The organism is Alcanivorax limicola (assembly GCF_019931215.1).
Taxonomy (GTDB): Bacteria; Pseudomonadota; Gammaproteobacteria; order Pseudomonadales; family Alcanivoracaceae; genus Isoalcanivorax; species Isoalcanivorax limicola.
In genome coordinates this window covers 228358-244932 of sequence record NZ_JAIOUB010000004.1, presented here as the reverse complement: position 1 = coordinate 244932, position 16575 = coordinate 228358, and the positions used below count along the sequence as shown (strand labels likewise).

General features: G+C 61.5%; 13 protein-coding genes. 5 read left to right on the top strand and 8 right to left on the bottom strand.

The features are described 5' to 3' along the window. Positions 1-89 precede the first annotated feature (89 nt). Positions 90-1322, top strand: a complete 1233-nt coding sequence (locus tag K8B33_RS13945) for a GGDEF domain-containing protein (protein WP_223427575.1) — start codon at positions 90-92, stop codon at positions 1320-1322. Here the strand turns inward: K8B33_RS13945 and dxs are convergent. The 4 genes from dxs to K8B33_RS13925 form a co-directional block, all read right to left on the bottom strand. Then, complete coding sequence (gene dxs / locus K8B33_RS13940) at positions 1298-3223, bottom strand: 1-deoxy-D-xylulose-5-phosphate synthase (protein WP_223427573.1); 1926 nt, start codon at positions 3221-3223, stop codon at positions 1298-1300. The two genes, K8B33_RS13945 and dxs, sit on opposite strands and share 25 nt — an antisense overlap. Positions 3224-3305: 82 nt before the next feature. Continuing rightward, positions 3306-4226: a polyprenyl synthetase family protein gene (locus tag K8B33_RS13935; protein WP_223427570.1), complete on the bottom strand. Its 921-nt coding sequence runs from the start codon at positions 4224-4226 to the stop codon at positions 3306-3308. Continuing rightward, positions 4210-4467 carry an exodeoxyribonuclease VII small subunit gene (locus K8B33_RS13930; RefSeq protein WP_223427567.1) on the bottom strand — a complete coding sequence of 86 codons (258 nt, stop codon included), beginning with the start codon at positions 4465-4467 and terminating at the stop codon, positions 4210-4212. The genes K8B33_RS13935 and K8B33_RS13930 overlap by 17 nt, the downstream gene beginning before the upstream one ends. 330 nt (positions 4468-4797) lie before the next feature. Further along, the gene (locus K8B33_RS13925) at positions 4798-5244 is read right to left on the bottom strand and encodes an acyl-CoA thioesterase (protein WP_223427565.1); all 447 of its coding nucleotides are present in this window, start codon (positions 5242-5244) and stop codon (positions 4798-4800) included. 100 nt (positions 5245-5344) lie between these two features. Here K8B33_RS13925 and K8B33_RS13920 point away from each other — a divergent pair, with 100 nt between their 5' ends. After that, a complete protein-coding gene (locus K8B33_RS13920) occupies positions 5345-6268 on the top strand; it encodes a tRNA dihydrouridine synthase (protein WP_223427563.1) in 924 nt (307 codons plus the stop codon). Between the two features lie 2 nt (positions 6269-6270). On the opposite strand, the gene K8B33_RS13915 is transcribed toward K8B33_RS13920, so the two are convergent. The 4 genes from K8B33_RS13915 to K8B33_RS13900 form a co-directional block, all read right to left on the bottom strand. Beyond that, a complete protein-coding gene (locus K8B33_RS13915; RefSeq protein WP_223427560.1) occupies positions 6271-7566 on the bottom strand; it encodes a hypothetical protein in 1296 nt (431 codons plus the stop codon). Positions 7567-7599: 33 nt separating this feature from the next. Then, the gene (locus K8B33_RS13910) at positions 7600-8109 is read right to left on the bottom strand and encodes a hypothetical protein (RefSeq protein ID WP_223427558.1); all 510 of its coding nucleotides are present in this window, start codon (positions 8107-8109) and stop codon (positions 7600-7602) included. A gap of 112 nt (positions 8110-8221) precedes the next feature. Continuing rightward, the gene (locus K8B33_RS13905) at positions 8222-10018 is read right to left on the bottom strand and encodes a sodium:solute symporter family protein (RefSeq protein WP_223427555.1); all 1797 of its coding nucleotides are present in this window, start codon (positions 10016-10018) and stop codon (positions 8222-8224) included. A gap of 6 nt (positions 10019-10024) precedes the next feature. After that, positions 10025-10285, bottom strand: a complete 261-nt coding sequence (locus K8B33_RS13900; RefSeq protein WP_223427552.1) for a DUF4212 domain-containing protein — start codon at positions 10283-10285, stop codon at positions 10025-10027. Between the two features lie 256 nt (positions 10286-10541). On the opposite strand from K8B33_RS13900, the gene K8B33_RS13895 reads away from it, so the two are divergent. The 3 genes from K8B33_RS13895 (at position 10542) to K8B33_RS13885 (ending at position 16572) form a co-directional block, all read left to right on the top strand. Continuing rightward, positions 10542-12356 carry a putative nucleotidyltransferase substrate binding domain-containing protein gene (locus K8B33_RS13895; protein WP_223427551.1) on the top strand — a complete coding sequence of 605 codons (1815 nt, stop codon included), beginning with the start codon at positions 10542-10544 and terminating at the stop codon, positions 12354-12356. Positions 12357-12382: 26 nt separating this feature from the next. Then, the gene (locus tag K8B33_RS13890) at positions 12383-12997 is read left to right on the top strand and encodes a 3'-5' exonuclease (protein ID WP_223427550.1); all 615 of its coding nucleotides are present in this window, start codon (positions 12383-12385) and stop codon (positions 12995-12997) included. Positions 12998-13080: 83 nt separating this feature from the next. Continuing rightward, a complete protein-coding gene (locus K8B33_RS13885; protein ID WP_223427549.1) occupies positions 13081-16572 on the top strand; it encodes a hybrid sensor histidine kinase/response regulator in 3492 nt (1163 codons plus the stop codon). Positions 16573-16575 lie beyond the last annotated feature (3 nt).

The window sequence follows — 16575 nt, the reverse complement described above, 5'->3', positions numbered from 1 at the left end:
AAGACAGCGGTGTGTGATCAGAGATCCCCGGCGGGCGGCGCAGCAGGCGCCGTGAGGGTGTCGCCCGGTCACATTTTGGAGTCCGGCTGATGGACGCTGACCTGTCGCGCACGGTTGAAGATGTCGGGGAAATCGAGCGGCTGCTCGATGGGCGCGGCTGGCGACTGAGATTTCCGCCGCCGCTGGAGGCGGGGTTTCGCAGCCACCACGATGACGACGCGCTGCGCGTCTTCCGCAGCAGTCTGGTATATCTGGCGCTGCTGTATTTCGTTATGGCGGTCACCGCACTGACGGTGCTGGACTGGGAGAAAGTCGGCGCCTGGCCTTTCATGTTTTCCGGTTTTGCCGTGCTGATCATCGCCGCCTGGCGCATTTCCTATACACCTCTGATTCGCCAACGCTACCAGCAGGTGGTGTGTGGTCTGGCTGCGCTGGTGATGCTGATTGCCGCCATCAATCCGATGCTGGAACAGGACCCGGAGTTCAGAACCCTGATTCATATCGGTGGTGTGTTCGCTGTAGTGGTGGTGTATCTGGGACTCAGCCTGCGCTTGCCCTATGCCATGCTGGCCGGCTGGGGAGGCGGTTTGCCGCCACTGTACATTGCGCACACCTGGGGAGTGCCGCTTGATTGGGTGCTGATCGTGCCCACCTACTTTGGTGCGAGCGTATTGTGCATGGTGCTCGGGTTTCGTGATGAGCGACAACGGCGGCGCATGTTTCTGCAGGGAGAGTTGCTCCGCGAAGATCGCCGCCGCATCGCCATGCTGGCGGAGGAGCTCAGTCGCCAGGCATTGGTGGATGGCCTTACCGGCCTGGCAAACCGGCGCCAGTTTGATCAGGCGCTAAGCCGGGAGTGGGCCCGGGCCTTGCGCGAAGAGCAGCCCCTGGCGTTGATTTTCGCTGATATCGATTATTTCAAACTCTACAACGATCACTTCGGTCACCAGGAAGGGGATGACTGCATGCGCGTGCTGGCCGGGGTGTTCCGGCAGCAGGCGCGGCGCGCCACTGATCTGGCGGCGCGCTACGGCGGTGAGGAGTTTGTGTTGCTGCTGCCCGGGACCGGGCGAGGGGCGGCGATACAGCGTGCAGAGGAGTTGGCGGAGGCAGTGCGCGCCTGCCAGCTGCCACACCCCCGGTCGCAGTGCGCGCCCGTGGTCACCGTGAGCGTTGGTGTGGTGTCCGCGATACCGGGCAGCAACGGCAGCGAAGATGACCTGGTGGGGCGTGCGGATCAGGCGCTGTATCAGGCCAAGGCGGCCGGGCGGAACCGGGTGCAGTTCGCCGGCCTGTTTCAGGAACCCATGGCTGGCGCGTGAGTGCCGCCGATGTGGGTCTGACGATTTTCAATGGCTGCGCGGATGCCGTTGGCGTCCAGCCCTTGCTCCGCAAGCAGCGTCTCGCGTTTACCGTGATCAATGAAATGATCCGGCAATCCCAGGTTCATGACCGGCACGGTCAATCCCTGCTCTGCCAGAAACTCGTTCACCGCTGAGCCTGCGCCGGTGGCCCGTTGGTGTTCCTCGACGGTGACCAGCAGCAGATGGCTGATGGCCAATCGGGTGATCAGTGCCTCATCCAGGGGTTTCACCCAGCGCATATCAATCACCGTGGCATCCAGTGCTTCGCCGGCTTCCAGCGCCGCCTGAACCAGCGCGCCGAAGGCGAGCAGGGCGACACCGTGGCCTTCCCGCAGCACGCGCGCTTCTCCCACCGGCAGTGGTGTCAGTGCCGTGTCGAGCGCCACGCCGGGGCCAGTGCCTCTGGGATAACGCACTGCAGCGGGGCCCGGGTGCTGATAGGCACTGCACAGGAGCTGGCGGCATTCGTTTTCATCCGACGGTGCCGCAATGATCATGTTGGGCACGCAGCGCAGATAGCCGAGATCGAACACGCCGTTGTGCGTGGCGCCGTCTTCACCGACCACGCCTGCACGGTCGATACCGAAGGTCACATCGAGATCCTGCAGTGCAATGTCGTGGATCAATTGATCGTAGGCGCGCTGCAGAAAGGTGGAGTAGATGGCGACCACCGGTTTCTGCCCTTCACAGGCGAGGCCCGCGGCCAGGGTCAGGGCGTGTTGCTCGCAAATTGCCACGTCATGAAAGCGCTCCGGGAAACGCTGGCTGTATTGCAGCATGCCCGAGCCTTCGCACATGGCTGGCGTGATGGCGACGAGCCTGGGGTCCTGCTCTGCCATATCGCACAGGAAGCGGCCAAACACATCCTGGTATTTCGGGCCGGTGACTTTCTTCGGCGTGGCTTGCTCGAGTTTTTTCTTTGGCTCGATCTTGTTGATCGCGTGGTAGCCCACCGGGTCGGCTTCCGCCGGGCCGAAGCCTTTGCCTTTGGTGGTGTAGATATGCAGCAGCTGTGGCCCTTTCAGATCGCGCAGATTGCCCAGGGCGTCCAGCAGTTCGTCCATATCATGACCGTCCATGGGGCCGATGTAGTTGAAGCCGATGGCTTCAAACAGGGCATCGGGGCTGACCATGTTCTTCATGCTTTCTTCGGTGCGCCGCACGAACTCCCAGGCAGCGGGCATTTTCGCCAGCACGCGCTTGCCGCCTTCGCGCAGCGTGATATAGGTTTTTGAGGCCCAGACCCGGGCAAAATAATTGGCCAGGCCGCCCACGTTGTGGGAAATCGACATGTTGTTGTCGTTGAGGATGACCAGCAGGTTGGCGTTGGTGTGCGCGGCATGATTGAGCGCTTCAAACGCCTGGCCGGCGGTCATGGCGCCGTCACCGATGATGGCGACGGCACGCCGGGCACGGCCTGACATCTGCGCGCCCAGGGCCATGCCCAGCGCGGCGCTCACCGAAGTGGAGGAGTGCCCGACGCCGAAGGTGTCGTATTCGGACTCGCTGCGATTGGGAAAGCCGGAGAGCCCGCCTTGCTGGCGGATACTGGTGATCGCCTCGCGGCGTCCGGTAAGAATCTTGTGCGGGTAGGTCTGGTGGCCCACGTCCCAGACCAGGCGGTCCTCTGGCGTTTCAAACAGGTAGTGCAGGGCGACGGTCAGCTCGACCACCCCCAGTCCGGCACCGAAATGCCCCCCGGCCTGACCGACGGCATACAGCAGGTAGGCGCGCAGCTCGTCTACGACTTGAGGCAGCTGTTCCCGGGGCAGCGCGCGCAGATCCGCCGGGCGGTTGATCCGGTCCAGCAGCGGTGTCTGCGGGCGTGTCAGCGGTATTTCGTCGAAGGTTCTGGCCATCAGGCGCTCTGTTCCTCGAGGTGTGTGGGACATTATACCTGTCTCGCGCCGGGCTGTCCGAGGGGCGCGGGTTGCGCCGCGCTCAGTGCGTACGGGCAATGATATAGGCGGCCAGGTCTCTGAGCAGTGAAGCGTTCCCGCCCTGTGCCGGGTCATCCAGTGAGGCACAAGCCTGTTGGCAGAGCTGGGCGGCGCGTGTACGGCTGGCGTCGATGCCGATCAGGCCAGGGAACGTGCTTTTGGCATGGCGCAGATCCGAGCCGCTCGGCTTGCCCAGCGCTGCGGTTTCGGCGGTCACATCCAGAATGTCATCCTGGATCTGAAACGCCAGACCGATGGCATCGCCGTAGCGCCGCAGCGCTTCCCGTGTCGGAGCATCGGCGTTGGCGGCCAGCGCGCCGAGGGTCAGTGCGGCGGTAATCAGGCGCCCGGTCTTGAGATAATGGATTTCTTCCAGTGCGGCCAGGGTCAGCGCCTGGCCATTGGCCTGCATGTCCTGCATCTGGCCTGCCGCCATGCCGTCGGCGCCGGCGGCCTGACTGAGCTTGCGGATCATGTTGACGCGCTGGGTGTCGGCGTAATCACCAGCGACCGAGAGAAGCTCGAAGGCCAGGGTGTGCAGGGTATCGCCGGCCAGAATGGCCGTGGCCTCGTCAAAGGCGATGTGGCATGTGGGTTGCCCCCGACGCAGGTCGTCGTCGTCCATGGCGGGCAGATCATCATGGACCAGCGAGTACGCATGGATCAGCTCTATGACCACGGCAGGCACGTCCGCGTCCTCCATGCGCCCGCCGGCCAGCAGGCAAGCGGCATAGGCCAGCATTGGACGGATGCGCTTGCCGCCACCCAGGGCAGCGTAGCGCATGGCATCGGCAAGCCGGGGCGAGGCACTGGCGTGATCGGGCAGCAGTTGCGCCATGCGTGCCTCGACGCGCTTGCGGCAGTCGGCCATGAAGCGGGTCAGATCCTGGAAGTCGGTTGCGGTGTCAGTGACTGCCGGCATCGTCATTATCCGGCGGGTTGAAGGGCGCGGGTTCTGCATCCTGACTCTGATCGAGCAGAATGCTGACTTTCTGTTCAGCCTGTTTGAGGGCCTGCTGGCACTCGCGGGTCAGACGCACCCCCTCTTCGAAGGCCTTCAGCGACTCCTCGAGCGACAGTTCGCCGGATTCCATGCGCTCTACCAGGCTCTCAAGGGTGGTCAGCGCATCCTCCAGACGGGCTTGCTTCTGTTTTGCGGCCATAGGGGTATCCAGCTGATGACGGGAACTGCCGTGAAGGTTAAGGGCACTGGCGCGAGCGGGCAAACACTAAAAGAGTGGCGCGGGAGAGTCAAATGATCTGTATGGCTATCTGTTTGTTTTTGCAAGGTTTTGAGGTTTGTAAGTGCTTGCGTCGGTCGATTGGCGCGGCAACATTCCAAAACGGCATAAGCGTAATGTTCCCCGGCCCGGATTGCGGCGCTATAGTGAAAGGCCTCGTCGGCGGCCCGGGCGTCCCGATTCCCGAGATCTCCTAAGTTCCTGGTATTGCCGTCTGCGGCCTGCCCGGCGGGGTTCCTTCACTGCGCTTCCTTACTTGCTCCCGTCAGGGCTCCCGTTCCCATCTCCGCTCCTGTGCGCCGTCATATCCTCAGTCATGTGTGCCGCCAGTTGCGCCCGGATGCTCTCGGGAACCGGCACGGCGCGCCGCGTGGCGGGATCGAAGTTCACCATTGTTGCTATGCCGCGCGCGGTAATGCGTCCCGCCTGGTGCAGTGTATGCGCAAGGACGAAGGAGCTGTTGCCGATACGCTGCACCTCGGTGGTGACGTCGACCGGCTCGCCAAAACGGGTCTCCGCCAGATAGTCGATTTCGGTACGCACCAGTGCCAGCCCGCCCCGGCGGAAATCCAGGTCTGGCTGGAACAGCCGTAACACCGGTTCGCGGGCTTCAAGAAACCACACTGGCACCACCGTATTGTTGATGTGGCCAAGCGCGTCGGTATCGGAAAATCGCGGGTTGATGGTCAGTGTCAGCATGGCAGCAGAATCGCCGGGTCGATGAAGGTAAGCCACTGCAGCGAAAGCCTCGCAACGGGCGATAGAGAACTGAGGGCAGAGTGTAGCGTAGAATACTGCCATGAAACTCATTCTTGCGCCCATGGAAGGCCTGGCGGATTTCTGGATTCGGCAGGCCCTCACGGATATTGGTGGTTACGACTGGTGTGTCACGGAATTTGTCCGTGTCAACGGCATGCTGTTGCCGCCGAAAGTCTTTTATCGCTGGTGCCCGGAGCTGCGTACTGGTGCGCGCACCCGCAGCGGTACGCCGGTGCATGTGCAGCTGCTGGGGTCGGACCCTGCTTGCATGGCGGACAATGCGGCGCTGGCTGTGCGCCTGGGCGCGCCCGCCGTTGATCTGAATTTCGGATGCCCGGCCAAGACCGTGAATCGGCATCGCGGGGGCGCGGTGCTGCTGGATGAGCCGGAGCTGGTTTACCGTGTCGTGTCCGCAGTGCGTGAGGCGGTACCTGCCGAGATACCGGTATCCGCCAAGATGCGGCTTGGCAATCATGATGATGCGCGGGCGCTGGACAATGCGCGCGCTGTGGCGGCGGCAGGCGCCAGCTGGCTAACGGTGCATGGGCGCACGCGGGTGCAGGGCTACCGTCCGCCCGCTTATTGGGATCGCATTGGCGCTGTGCGCCAGGCGGTGGCGTTACCGGTGATTGCCAATGGCGAAATATGGACGCCGGAAGATGCGGCGCGGTGCCGTCACGAAAGCGGTTGTCAGGCACTGATGCTGGGGCGCGGCGCTGTCAGCGACCCGTATCTGGCGCTTGCCTTGCGTACCGGGGAAGGGGGGCAATGGCCACAGTTGCAGGCGCGTCTGGCGGATTTTGTGCGCACGATTATCGGTACCGGCAAACCGGTGCAGGAAGCCGGGCGCGTTAAACAGTGGCTCAACTACCTGCGCCGTGGCTGGCCCGAAGCAGAACAGCTACACCAGCAATTGCGGCGTGAGCGTACAGCGCAGGCGATGCTGGCCGCTATAGAGGCCTGAAATCAGAACGGCCAGTGGAGCTGGATGTTGCCGCCGCCGAACGCCGCCCGGTGCAGGCGCAGGGTCGGGTTGATGGTCAGCACTGCGCCGTTGGCTTCATCCAGCGTGTAGCGAAAGGGTAGCGCCAACTTGCCCTGCCATTCATTTTCGTCCTTGTTCTGCTCATCCCCGGAAAGGGTGTCGGCCACCTGCACCTGGATCACGCTGCTATGGCCGGCATACAGCGCCGGTTCCCAATGCCAGCGATCGCCGAGTTGCTGACGTATGCCGATAAAACCGATCAACTCATCACGGCTCTCGCGCCCGGATACGGCCAGGTTGTCACCAAACCAGCCTGACTCATGCAAGCGCAGATGGTAAATACCGAACGACGGCGTCAGATGTGCCGTCGTGTGGGTGGCCATCAGGCGCACGCTGTGCATGCGTCGGCGAAAGAAATCGTCGGCAGGTTCATCACTGCGGGTGAAGTTGAAGCTGCGTGTGCTGCGCTCGCCTTCCAGGCGAACCTGGGGCCGCAGGGCGCCCTGTGCCGGCAGCGTTATCTCGACCATGGCGCGAGTGCGGTTGCCGCTGGCGTCAATGCCCATCTCGTGATCAATAATCCGGGCGGGGGGCGAGTATGTCAGGGCGCCCTGAAAGCCCCATCCGGGATGACCATTCAGTGAGCCGCCGATACGGGCATGGGCGAAATAACTGAGGGGTTTGGTGCGGTACTCGGCATCGCGGGGTGTCTTGTCGTTGAAGTAGGCGTCCGGCAGGATCAGGGCCAGTCTTGCCAGACGATAGTTGTCGGGCTGCCATTGCGCCTCGAACTGCACATCCGTTTCGGCCTTGTCGGCCTGCACATCGCCGGCAATGGCCAGTCGATAGTCCCCGACGCGATGGCCGAACCCGATGATCTGCCGGTCGAAGCGACCGTCGAAATCCTCGGAACGCTGCATGCGTGCGAAGGCCTCGTTACGGCCATCGTCCGCGCGCAGTGTCTTTTGCAAAAACATGTCGAGATAGAGCTCGTCGCTGCGCGAGCTGCCCGCTGTACCGCTGAGGCCGTCGGCATCTGACCAGGGACGTTCCGAGAGTTGTCTGAAGCTCAGACGATGCAGGAAAGATTCGCTGTTGTAATTGAATTGCCGGCCTTCCAGCAGCGCGTCTCGGCGCAGGGGGGCGGGTTCTGTCCAGATATCGGCTGTTGTCGGCAACGGCAGCAGCGCCAGCGTGGCGGCAAGCACGCAGTGCTTGCGTACCGCCGGTCGCACCATGCGGTGCGCCATCTGGCACATTAAGTCGCGCTGTCCCATCACACAGCCTCATACCACAATAAAGGCAAGAGGCTACCCCGCGCAGACAGCGCGGTAAAGCGGCGAGGTGCGGGCCATGGTCCGCAGTGCTTCAGTGTGCGGCCGGTTTTCACTGGCCAGTGGCACCAGTTCGGCGGTGTGACAGTTCATCAGATAAGGCTGGGCGGAGACCTGTTCGACATACTCGCGTTCGAAGCGATAGAGCACAAATTCAACCAGCGTCTGGCTGTTGACCTGTCGCGTAACGAGATGTTCGTGGTCAATCACGTTGAAGGCAACGGTCATGGGAAAAAACTGTGTCCAGGGGCGCCACAGCATGCTGCGCTCCTCGGCGGAGATGACCTCGGCGGTGACGGGCAGTTGCTGACGCTTGTGCTCGAACCAGGTGTACTCGAAATGGATCTGGTAACCCAGCATCCCCAGACCTGCGAAAACCGGGATGATCCAGCGCGGCAGTCGTTTGCCACTGGCCAGACGGAGTAGCAGAGCAATGCCTGCGGCGCCCAGGGCGGCGAAAATTGCTGCGATCAGGTGCCATATCATGATTTATCTTTCCTGGAGGCTCTCAAGCCTCAAAGCAAATCGGGCCTCCCGCAGGGAGGCCCGATCGTTATTGGCGTCCCGGCCCATCACATCGGGTCCGGGACAGTATCGCTCAGTGGTCTACTGCGAGGCCAGCACCCTTGGGGTAGCGCACACTTTCCACCAGCTGCTGGATTTCCAAAGGCGGTGGTGCTGTGAGGCGGGATACCACAAAGGCGACGGCGAAGTTGGCCAGCGCACCCACCGGGCCGAAGCCGAGTGGCGAGATGCCGAACAACCAGTTCTCCGGGGTATTCGCCAGCATGTTGGTGCCGGGAATGAAGAACCAGCCCAGGTAGGTGAACAGGTACAGCAAGGTGGTCACCAGGCCGGCCAGCATACCCGCGACGGCGCCGGCGCTGTTCATGCGGGTGGAGAAGATGCCCATCATCAACACCGGGAACAGCGTGGCGGCCGCAATCCCGAACGCTAACGCCACCGTCTGGGCCGCGAACCCGGGCGGATTAAGCCCCAGATACGTGGCCAGCAGGATGGCCCCGCCCATGGAGATACGTGCTGCTCTCATCTCGCCTTTTTCGGTGATCGCCGGGTTGATGGTCTTCTTGATCAGGTCGTGACTGATGGCGGACGAAATGGCCAGCAACAGACCTGCTGCCGTGGAAAGTGCTGCAGCAATACCCCCGGCTGCGATCAGACCAATGACCCAGGGCGGCAGATTGGCAATCTCCGGGTTCGCCAGCACCATGATGTCGTTGTTCACCACCAGTTCGTTCCCGGCCCAGCCGCGGGTCGCTTCGGTGTCGGCGAAGTCCGGGTTGGCGTCGTTGTAGAACTGGATGCGGCCGTCATTGTTCTTGTCGGTGAACGTGATCAGGCCGGTTTCTTCCCAGGACCGGATCCACTCGGGACGGTCTTCATAGAAGATCGGATTGTTGGCTGCGGCGTCATAACTCTCGACCTGACCGCTCATTTCCGGGTAGATGGTGGTCATCAGGTTCAGGCGCGCCATGGAGGCCACAGCCGGTGCAGTGAGGTACAGCAAGGCGATGAATACCAGTGCCCAGCCAGCGGACCAGCGTGCGTCGGCAACTTTGGGTACGGTGAAGAAGCGGATAATGACGTGCGGCAAACCTGCAGTACCGATCATCAGTGACAGTGTCAGCAGGAGCATGTTCAGCTTGCTGGAGGCATCGCCGGTGTAGTCCTGGAAGCCCAGTGCGCGAACGACGTCATCCAGCTTTTGCAGCAGTGGAATGCCGGATTCGGTATGTGTGCTGAACATGCCGAACATGGGAATCGGGTTGCCGGTGAGTTGCAGGGCAATGAACACCGCGGGAATGGTATAGGCGACGATCAGTACCACATATTGGGCGACTTGAGTGTAAGTGATGCCTTTCATGCCACCGAACACGGCATACAGGAAGACGATGGCAGCGGCGATCCAGATGCCCACATTGCTGGGGACTTCGAGGAAGCGCGAGAAGGCTACGCCGGCGCCGGTCATCTGACCGATCACATAGGTGACCGAGGCGACGATCAGGCAGACCACCGCAATGACGCGGGCGGTTCGGCTGTAGAAGCGGTCGCCGATGAAATCCGGCACTGTGAACTTGCCGAACTTGCGCAAGTAGGGCGCCAACAGCATGGCGAGAATGACGTAGCCGCCGGTCCAGCCCATCAGGAAGGTCGAGGCGCTGTAGCCGCCGGCCGCGATCAGACCGGCCATGGAAATGAACGATGCTGCCGACATCCAGTCAGCGGCTGTCGCCATGCCATTGGTGATCGGATGCACGCCGCCGCCAGCGACGTAGAATTCTTTCGTTGACCCGGCGCGCGCCCAGATGGCGATGCCGATATACAGCGCAAAGGAGGCGCCCACGAAGAGCAGATTGATGGCAAATTGGCTCATGCTGGTTTACTCCCCCAGTCCGAACTTGCGGTCGATCCGGTTCATGCGCCAGGCATAGAAAAAGATCAGACCAATGAAAGTGAGGATCGAGCCTTGCTGGGCGAACCAGAAGCCGAGATCCGTGCCACCGATGGGAATGCCGGACAATAGAGGCCGGAGCAGGATGCCGAAGCCGTAAGAAACGAGGGCCCAGACGATCATGCAGCCGATGATGAGGCGAAGGTTCGCCTTCCAGTATGCTGCGGCGTTACTCTTGTCATCTGCCATGAGTTGCTCTCCAGTTGTTTTTCGGGTTTGCGAGGTCGACTCACATTCATACTGGTCAATGGCGTCGGGAAAGAAATCCCAGACTTTGGTCTGATGGGACAGGGATGATGCCTGTCAAAATGAATTTTTCATTTCTATCAATGAGTTGCGGAAGGGTTTTGCGCGCGTTGGACGAAAGTATAGTGCGCAGCCCCTTGGGCTTTTATTGAGATCGTGGTTTGCTGACGGACACTGCAATGGATAGAGCATCGCACCCATGGTAGACCTGGATCTGACACAACTGCCCTTCGCACTGCTGGACGCCGTGTCCCTGGAGCAGTTGCGTGGTGCTGCGGATCTGAGCTACTTCGAAAAGGGCGAAGTGATTCTCGATGCCGGCCAGGCGGGCAACTGGGTTTATCTGATTCACAAGGGGGCCGTGACGGAGCTGGACGTGCTCGCACCGAGCGCGCGTTCCCGTATCGGTCTCTATACGGCGGGCGATCTGTTTGGCGCTATCAGCGTCCTCAATGGCAAGAGCCGTTATCGCTTCGTCGCAGACCAGCAGACCCTGTGCTACCTGGTGCCGGGTGAGCTTTTCCAGCGACTGTGCAACCACAATAATGCCTTTGCCGATTATTTTCGCCAGCGTCTGACAGAAAAGAGCCAGCTGCTGGTGGAGCAGCGCGAAGGGGGCGTGACTCTCGCCGGTTTCATGCTGGCCCGCATCAGAGACTGCATGCGCCCGCCGTTGATCATGGATGCCGATATCAGCATTCATGATGCGGTCAGCGCGCTGAAAACCCATCGTGCGGACAGCCTGCTGATTCGTCGCGGTAATGAATTCGGCGTGGTCACCAAGACAGATCTGCTCAATGCGCTGGTGCTGGGCGGCCATTGCAACGCGGACCCGGCACGGGTCATTGCGCATTACGATCTGGTTACCGCCCGCTCGGATGAGTTCCTGTTTTCTGCATTGGTCAGCATGACCCGCCACGAAGTAGCCCGGGTTGTCGTCATGGATCGCGGGCGGCCTGCCGGCGTGGTCGAGCTGACCGATGTGCTCAGCTATTTTTCCAGCCGTTCTTACGTGGTGGGTCTGGAAATTGAAAAAGCAGACGATCTCGATACGCTGGCCCTGGCCAGTGCGCGGCTGCCGGAGCTTGTTCGCGCGCTTATGGCGCAAGGCGTGAAGTTGCGTTTTGCCATGGACCTTCTGGCGGCGCTCAATGGCCGCATCATCAGCAAGGCCTGGCATTTCACGGTGCCTGAGCCGCATCGGCAAACCGGTTGCCTGATTGTCATGGGCAGTGAAGGGCGCGGTGAGCAGATACTGAAAACCGATCAGGATAACGGCCTGATTCTGGATGACGGTGCCATCTGGCCGGATCAGGCCGGCACCATGAACCGTTTTACTGACACACTGTTGCGTCTCGGCTATCCGCCGTGTCCGGGCAATGTGATGGTCTCGAATCCGGACTGGACCGGCAGCCAGACGCGCTGGCATGCGCGCATCCAGCGTTGGGCTGCCGACAGCGGGGGCGACACGCTACTCAACCTGTCCATCATGGCGGATGCCCACCCCATCGTCGGCAATGCCGGGTTGCTGGATAACATGCGCGACACCTTGCTGGATCGCTGCAGTACCGATCAGGTGCTGATGTCGCATTTCGCCCGCGGTGTCCTGCGTTTCTCGACGCCGCTGACCCTGTTCGGCACCCTGAAGAAACCCGAGCATGGCATCGATATCAAGAAGGGCGGCATCTTCCCCATCGTGCATGGTGTGCGTGCGCTGGCCATGTCTCAGTCTATTCGTGAAACCTCGACGTTTGATCGCCTTGAGCAACTTTCAGGGCGCGGCATCACTGATCGTCACTTTGCTGAGGATCTGGGGGAAGCATTGTCACTCTTCTCCGAGCTGCGCCTGAAGCGCCAGCTTGCCGCCCTGGATGCCGGCGATACCTACCCCGACGGTAACCATATTGTTGTTCAGGAGTTGAGCTCACTGGAGCGCGACATGCTGCGCGATGCGTTGCATGTGGTGAATGAATTCAAGCAGCGCCTGTCCCGGCGCTTCCATCTGGAATACTGATATCTCACCGGAGAAAGGAGGTCATCATGCTTCGCACATTGCGCCGCGCCACCGACCGCCGCCGCCACGCAGGGGGCGATTATGCGCACCTGTTCATGCCCCACGACGGCAGCGATGTCATCGCGCTGGATTGTGAAACCACCAGCCCTGATGCGCGCCTGGCGGAGCTGGTCTCCATCGCTGCCGTACCGGTACGCAACGGGCGCGTGGAAACCAGCCAGGCGTTGCACCTGCATCTGCGCCGCCCGCACGGGCTGCAGCGTGATTCCATCCGTATCCATCGGCTGCGTCCGGATGATCTGGCAGAGGGCCACAGCGTGGACGAGGCGCTCGAGCATTTACTCGACTTTGTGGGTAATCGTCCATTGGTGGGCTGGTGTATCGATTTCGATGTCGCCGTTATCAATCGCCACCTGCGTCCACGCACCGGCTTTGAGCTCCCCAATCGCAGCATTGAGCTGATTCAGCAGTACAAGCGACGCCTGCGCCGCAGCCACCCCGATGTGTCGCCCCATGTGGGCTTCGAGGCCATGGCGGAGGCGCTGGGTGTGCCGGTGATGGGGCGGCATACGGCACTGGGGGACGCCACGACGGCAGCATTGATGTATCTTCGTATGCAAGCAGGGTCAGCGGCGGCCTGAGGCCCCGGCTCCGGTTGGTGCGGGGGCTCGGGGTGAGGCGTCGGGGTGGCTCGGGGTGAAAAGAGCCAGCACAGGGAGCTTTGATGTTTACACTCTGGCAACTCGGCAGTTTGTCACTGCTGTATGTGCTGATCCTGTTCGCGATTGCCTGGTGGGGGGATCGTGCGGCGCGCCGTCGCTCGAGGCTCGTCAACAACCCCTGGACTTACAGCCTCGCCCTCGGTGTCTACTGCACCTCCTGGACCTTCTTCGGCGCCGTGGGCGAAGCCGCCAATCATGGCTGGAGCTACCTGCCCATCTATCTGGGGCCCATCGTGCTGGTGGTGCTGGGCGGCGCCGTGATCCTGAAGATCGTCACCCTCGGTAAACAGCAGCGCATCACCTCCATCGCCGATTTTATTGCGGCCCGGTACGGCAAGAATCAACGCCTGGCGATGCTGGTGACGATGATTGCTCTGGTCGGCGTGTTGCCCTATATCGCGCTGCAGCTCAAGGCGGTGACGCTCGCTTTTGATGTGCTCACGCCGGGCGAAGGGCATATGGCCAGCAACATGGACAGCGCCCTGATAGTCGCCTTGCTGATGGCCGCGTTTACCCTGCTGTTCGGCACCCGCCACCTGGACGCAACCGAGCACCAGTCCGGTCTTATGCTGGCGGTGGCCTTTGAATCCTTCGTCAAGCTGGTGGCGTTTATTGCGGTGGGGCTGTTCTGCCTGTTCTACGTTTTCGATGGCGCCGGTGGTTTTTTCAGTAATGAGGAGATCCGGCGTATCGCCAGCGAACAGTTTTCCTCTGGCTGGCTGGAGCAGGATTTCATTGCCCAGTTTCTGCTGGCCATGGCGGCCATCATCTGTTTGCCACGGCAGTTTCATGCCGCCGTTGTCGAGAATAATGATCTCCGTCATCTACGGACTGCGCGCTGGGTCTTGCCGGTCTATCTCGGTATTTTTGCTGTCCTGGTATTGCCCATTGCGCTGGCCGGCCTGGTGCAACAGCCCCAGTTTGCTGCGCAGGCGGACCTCTATGTATTGACGCTGCCGATGCTGGAAGGCCCAGCCTGGCTTACCTTGCTGGTGTTCCTGGGAGGCATTGCTGCGGCGACCGGGATGGTGATTGTGTCCACTATCGCTGTGGCCATCATGCTGACCAATGAAGTGTTGTTGCCGTTGTGGCTGCGACGGCGGGTCAACCTGCACAACGATCTGGAGGAGCTGGGCGCCAATGTGCGCAGCTTGCGCCGTATTGCCATTGTCGTGGTGCTGCTGCTGGCCTTCATGTTCCATCAGATGATGCTGGATTTTACCCGCCTGACCAGTATCGGTTTGCTGTCTTTTGCTGCCGTCGCCCAGTTTGCGCCGGCCTTGTTCGGCGGCCTTTACTGGCGTGGCGGGCATGCGCGCGGTGCGGCTATCGGGTTGATGGTGGGGTTTGTGGTCTGGGCGTTCTGTCTGTTGTTGCCTGGTCTGGGTTCGGCGGAGTGGCTGGCGCATGCCAATGCCGAGGGCGTGCTGGGGCTGGGCATACTGCGGCCACAGATGTTGTTCGGGCTGGAAGGGTTGTCGCCGCTGGCCCACGGGGTGCTCTGGAGCCTGGGGCTGAATACGGCGGCCTATGTCTGGTTCTCCCGGCGTGCCCGTGCCTCCTCGCTGGATCGCTCTCAAGCGACCCTGTTTGTGGATATGCCGCTGGACTGGTGGCGTGATGCCGATACCTCGGGCCTGGTGACCCAGGGCGAACTGATGGACCTGGCCGGGCGTTGTCTGGGGATGGGACGGGCGGAAACCCTGTTCCGCGAACACGCTGAGAAACAGCAGTTTCTGTGGCAGCCGGAATTACCGGCGCCGCTGCATCTGGTGCGCCTCACCGAGCGCCTTCTGGCGGGCGCCATGGGCGCCAGTTCCGCTCGCATTCTGCTGGGTACGCTGCTGACCAAACAGGAAGCAGATCGCCACGAAGTAGCGCGCATCATGGATGAAGCGTCACAGCTGATTCAGTTCAATCACCAGCTGTTGCGGACCACCATCGAAACCATCAACCAGGGCATTTGCGTGGTCGACCGCGAGCTGAATATTGTTGCCTGGAACCGGGCCTATGAACGCTTGTTTGGTTACCCGGATGGCTTGATCCGGCTCGGTCGCGCTATCGCCGACGTGTACCGCTATAACGCCCGGCGCGGCTATTACGGCAACGGTGATATCCACGATCAGGTGCGTCGCAGGGTCAATCTGTTGCGAGAGGGGTCTGCGCATAACTTCGAGCGGGTACTGCCCAGCGGTACGGTGATCGAAGTGTCGGGTATGCCGATGCCCGGTGGCGGTTTTGTCAGCACGTTTCTGGATATCACGGCGCGCAAGCGCGATGAATGGACGTTGCGGGAAATCAACGAGAATCTGGAGCAGATTGTCGCGGACCGTACACGACGGCTATCGGAAGTGAACGAGCGGCTGCAATCGGCGATTGCTGAAGCGCAACGCGCCAATCAGGGCAAGACCCTGTTCCTTGCGGCGGCGGGTCATGACCTGATGCAGCCATTGAACGCCGCCCATCTGTTCTGCTCTTCGTTGCAGCAAAAATTGCAGGCCGGGCCGATGGATGACGTCGGGCGTGCGCAGGAAATGCTCGGCAATATCAGCGGGGCACTGGAAGCCGCCGAGAGTCTGATCAGTGATCTGCTGGATATCAGCCGGCTGGACACTGGCGCCATGCCCGTAGACCGGCGCCCCGTATCGCTGGACCGCGTGTTGCATAATCTGGCCACCGAGTTTCATGCGATGGCCGAGGCACGCAACCTGACGCTGCGTTGGCGCATTGCCGATGTCATGGTCCACACGGATGAGAAATTGCTGCGCCGTGTGTTGCAGAACCTGCTCGGCAATGCGGTGCGCTACACGGCGACCGGGAAAATACTGCTGGGTTGTCGCAGATTGCCTGACGCCGTGCGCATCGAGGTCTGGGATACGGGCCCGGGTATTACGCTGGAAGAACAGCAGGAAATATTCCGTGAGTTCAAACGGCTGCCCAGTAGTGAGCAGCATGGCAAGGGACTGGGGTTGGGGCTGGCGATTGCTGAGCGTATCTGCAAGCTGCTCGGGCACAAGATTGCCGTGCGTTCATGGCCGGGCCGCGGGACGGTATTCTCTGTGACCATCCCGCTGGCTGATGACGCCAGCCGCCCGGCAGCGGCGCCTGCCGTCTCCTTTGTGCCCCGGCGGCTGGATGGCATGACGGTATTGTGCGTGGATAACGACGCGACGATTCTGGCCGGGTTGCAGGCGCTGCTTGAGGATTGGGATTGCCATGTGCTGTGCGCGCGCTCCGAGGCGGAAGCCCATGCGCTGCTGACGCCAGACCGGGTGCCGGACATGTTGCTGGTGGACTATCAACTGGACAATGACGAGAACGGGTTTGATGTCATCAGGTCGCTGGACCAGCGTTGGGATGATGCGGTGCCTGCGGTCCTGATGACGGCCAATCATGATCCGGCTGTCAGGCAGCGTGCGCTGGATCAGGGGCTGGTGTTTCTGCAAAAGCCGGTGGATGCGGAGACGCTCTATCAGACGCTGACGTCGCTATAGCCG

Coding starts and splice junctions, on each gene's coding strand:
- K8B33_RS13905 (WP_223427555.1), bottom strand. CDS start 10,018: ATGAGCCAATTTGCCATCAATCTGCTCTTCGTGGGCGCCTCCTTTGCG.
- K8B33_RS13895 (WP_223427551.1), top strand. CDS start 10,542: ATGGTAGACCTGGATCTGACACAACTGCCCTTCGCACTGCTGGACGCC.
- K8B33_RS13920 (WP_223427563.1), top strand. CDS start 5,345: ATGAAACTCATTCTTGCGCCCATGGAAGGCCTGGCGGATTTCTGGATT.
- K8B33_RS13930 (WP_223427567.1), bottom strand. CDS start 4,467: ATGGCCGCAAAACAGAAGCAAGCCCGTCTGGAGGATGCGCTGACCACC.
- K8B33_RS13925 (WP_223427565.1), bottom strand. CDS start 5,244: ATGCTGACACTGACCATCAACCCGCGATTTTCCGATACCGACGCGCTT.
- K8B33_RS13915 (WP_223427560.1), bottom strand. CDS start 7,566: ATGGGACAGCGCGACTTAATGTGCCAGATGGCGCACCGCATGGTGCGA.
- K8B33_RS13935 (WP_223427570.1), bottom strand. CDS start 4,226: ATGCCGGCAGTCACTGACACCGCAACCGACTTCCAGGATCTGACCCGC.
- K8B33_RS13910 (WP_223427558.1), bottom strand. CDS start 8,109: ATGATATGGCACCTGATCGCAGCAATTTTCGCCGCCCTGGGCGCCGCA.
- dxs (WP_223427573.1), bottom strand. CDS start 3,223: ATGGCCAGAACCTTCGACGAAATACCGCTGACACGCCCGCAGACACCG.
- K8B33_RS13900 (WP_223427552.1), bottom strand. CDS start 10,285: ATGGCAGATGACAAGAGTAACGCCGCAGCATACTGGAAGGCGAACCTT.
- K8B33_RS13885 (WP_223427549.1), top strand. CDS start 13,081: ATGTTTACACTCTGGCAACTCGGCAGTTTGTCACTGCTGTATGTGCTG.
- K8B33_RS13890 (WP_223427550.1), top strand. CDS start 12,383: ATGCTTCGCACATTGCGCCGCGCCACCGACCGCCGCCGCCACGCAGGG.
- K8B33_RS13945 (WP_223427575.1), top strand. CDS start 90: ATGGACGCTGACCTGTCGCGCACGGTTGAAGATGTCGGGGAAATCGAG.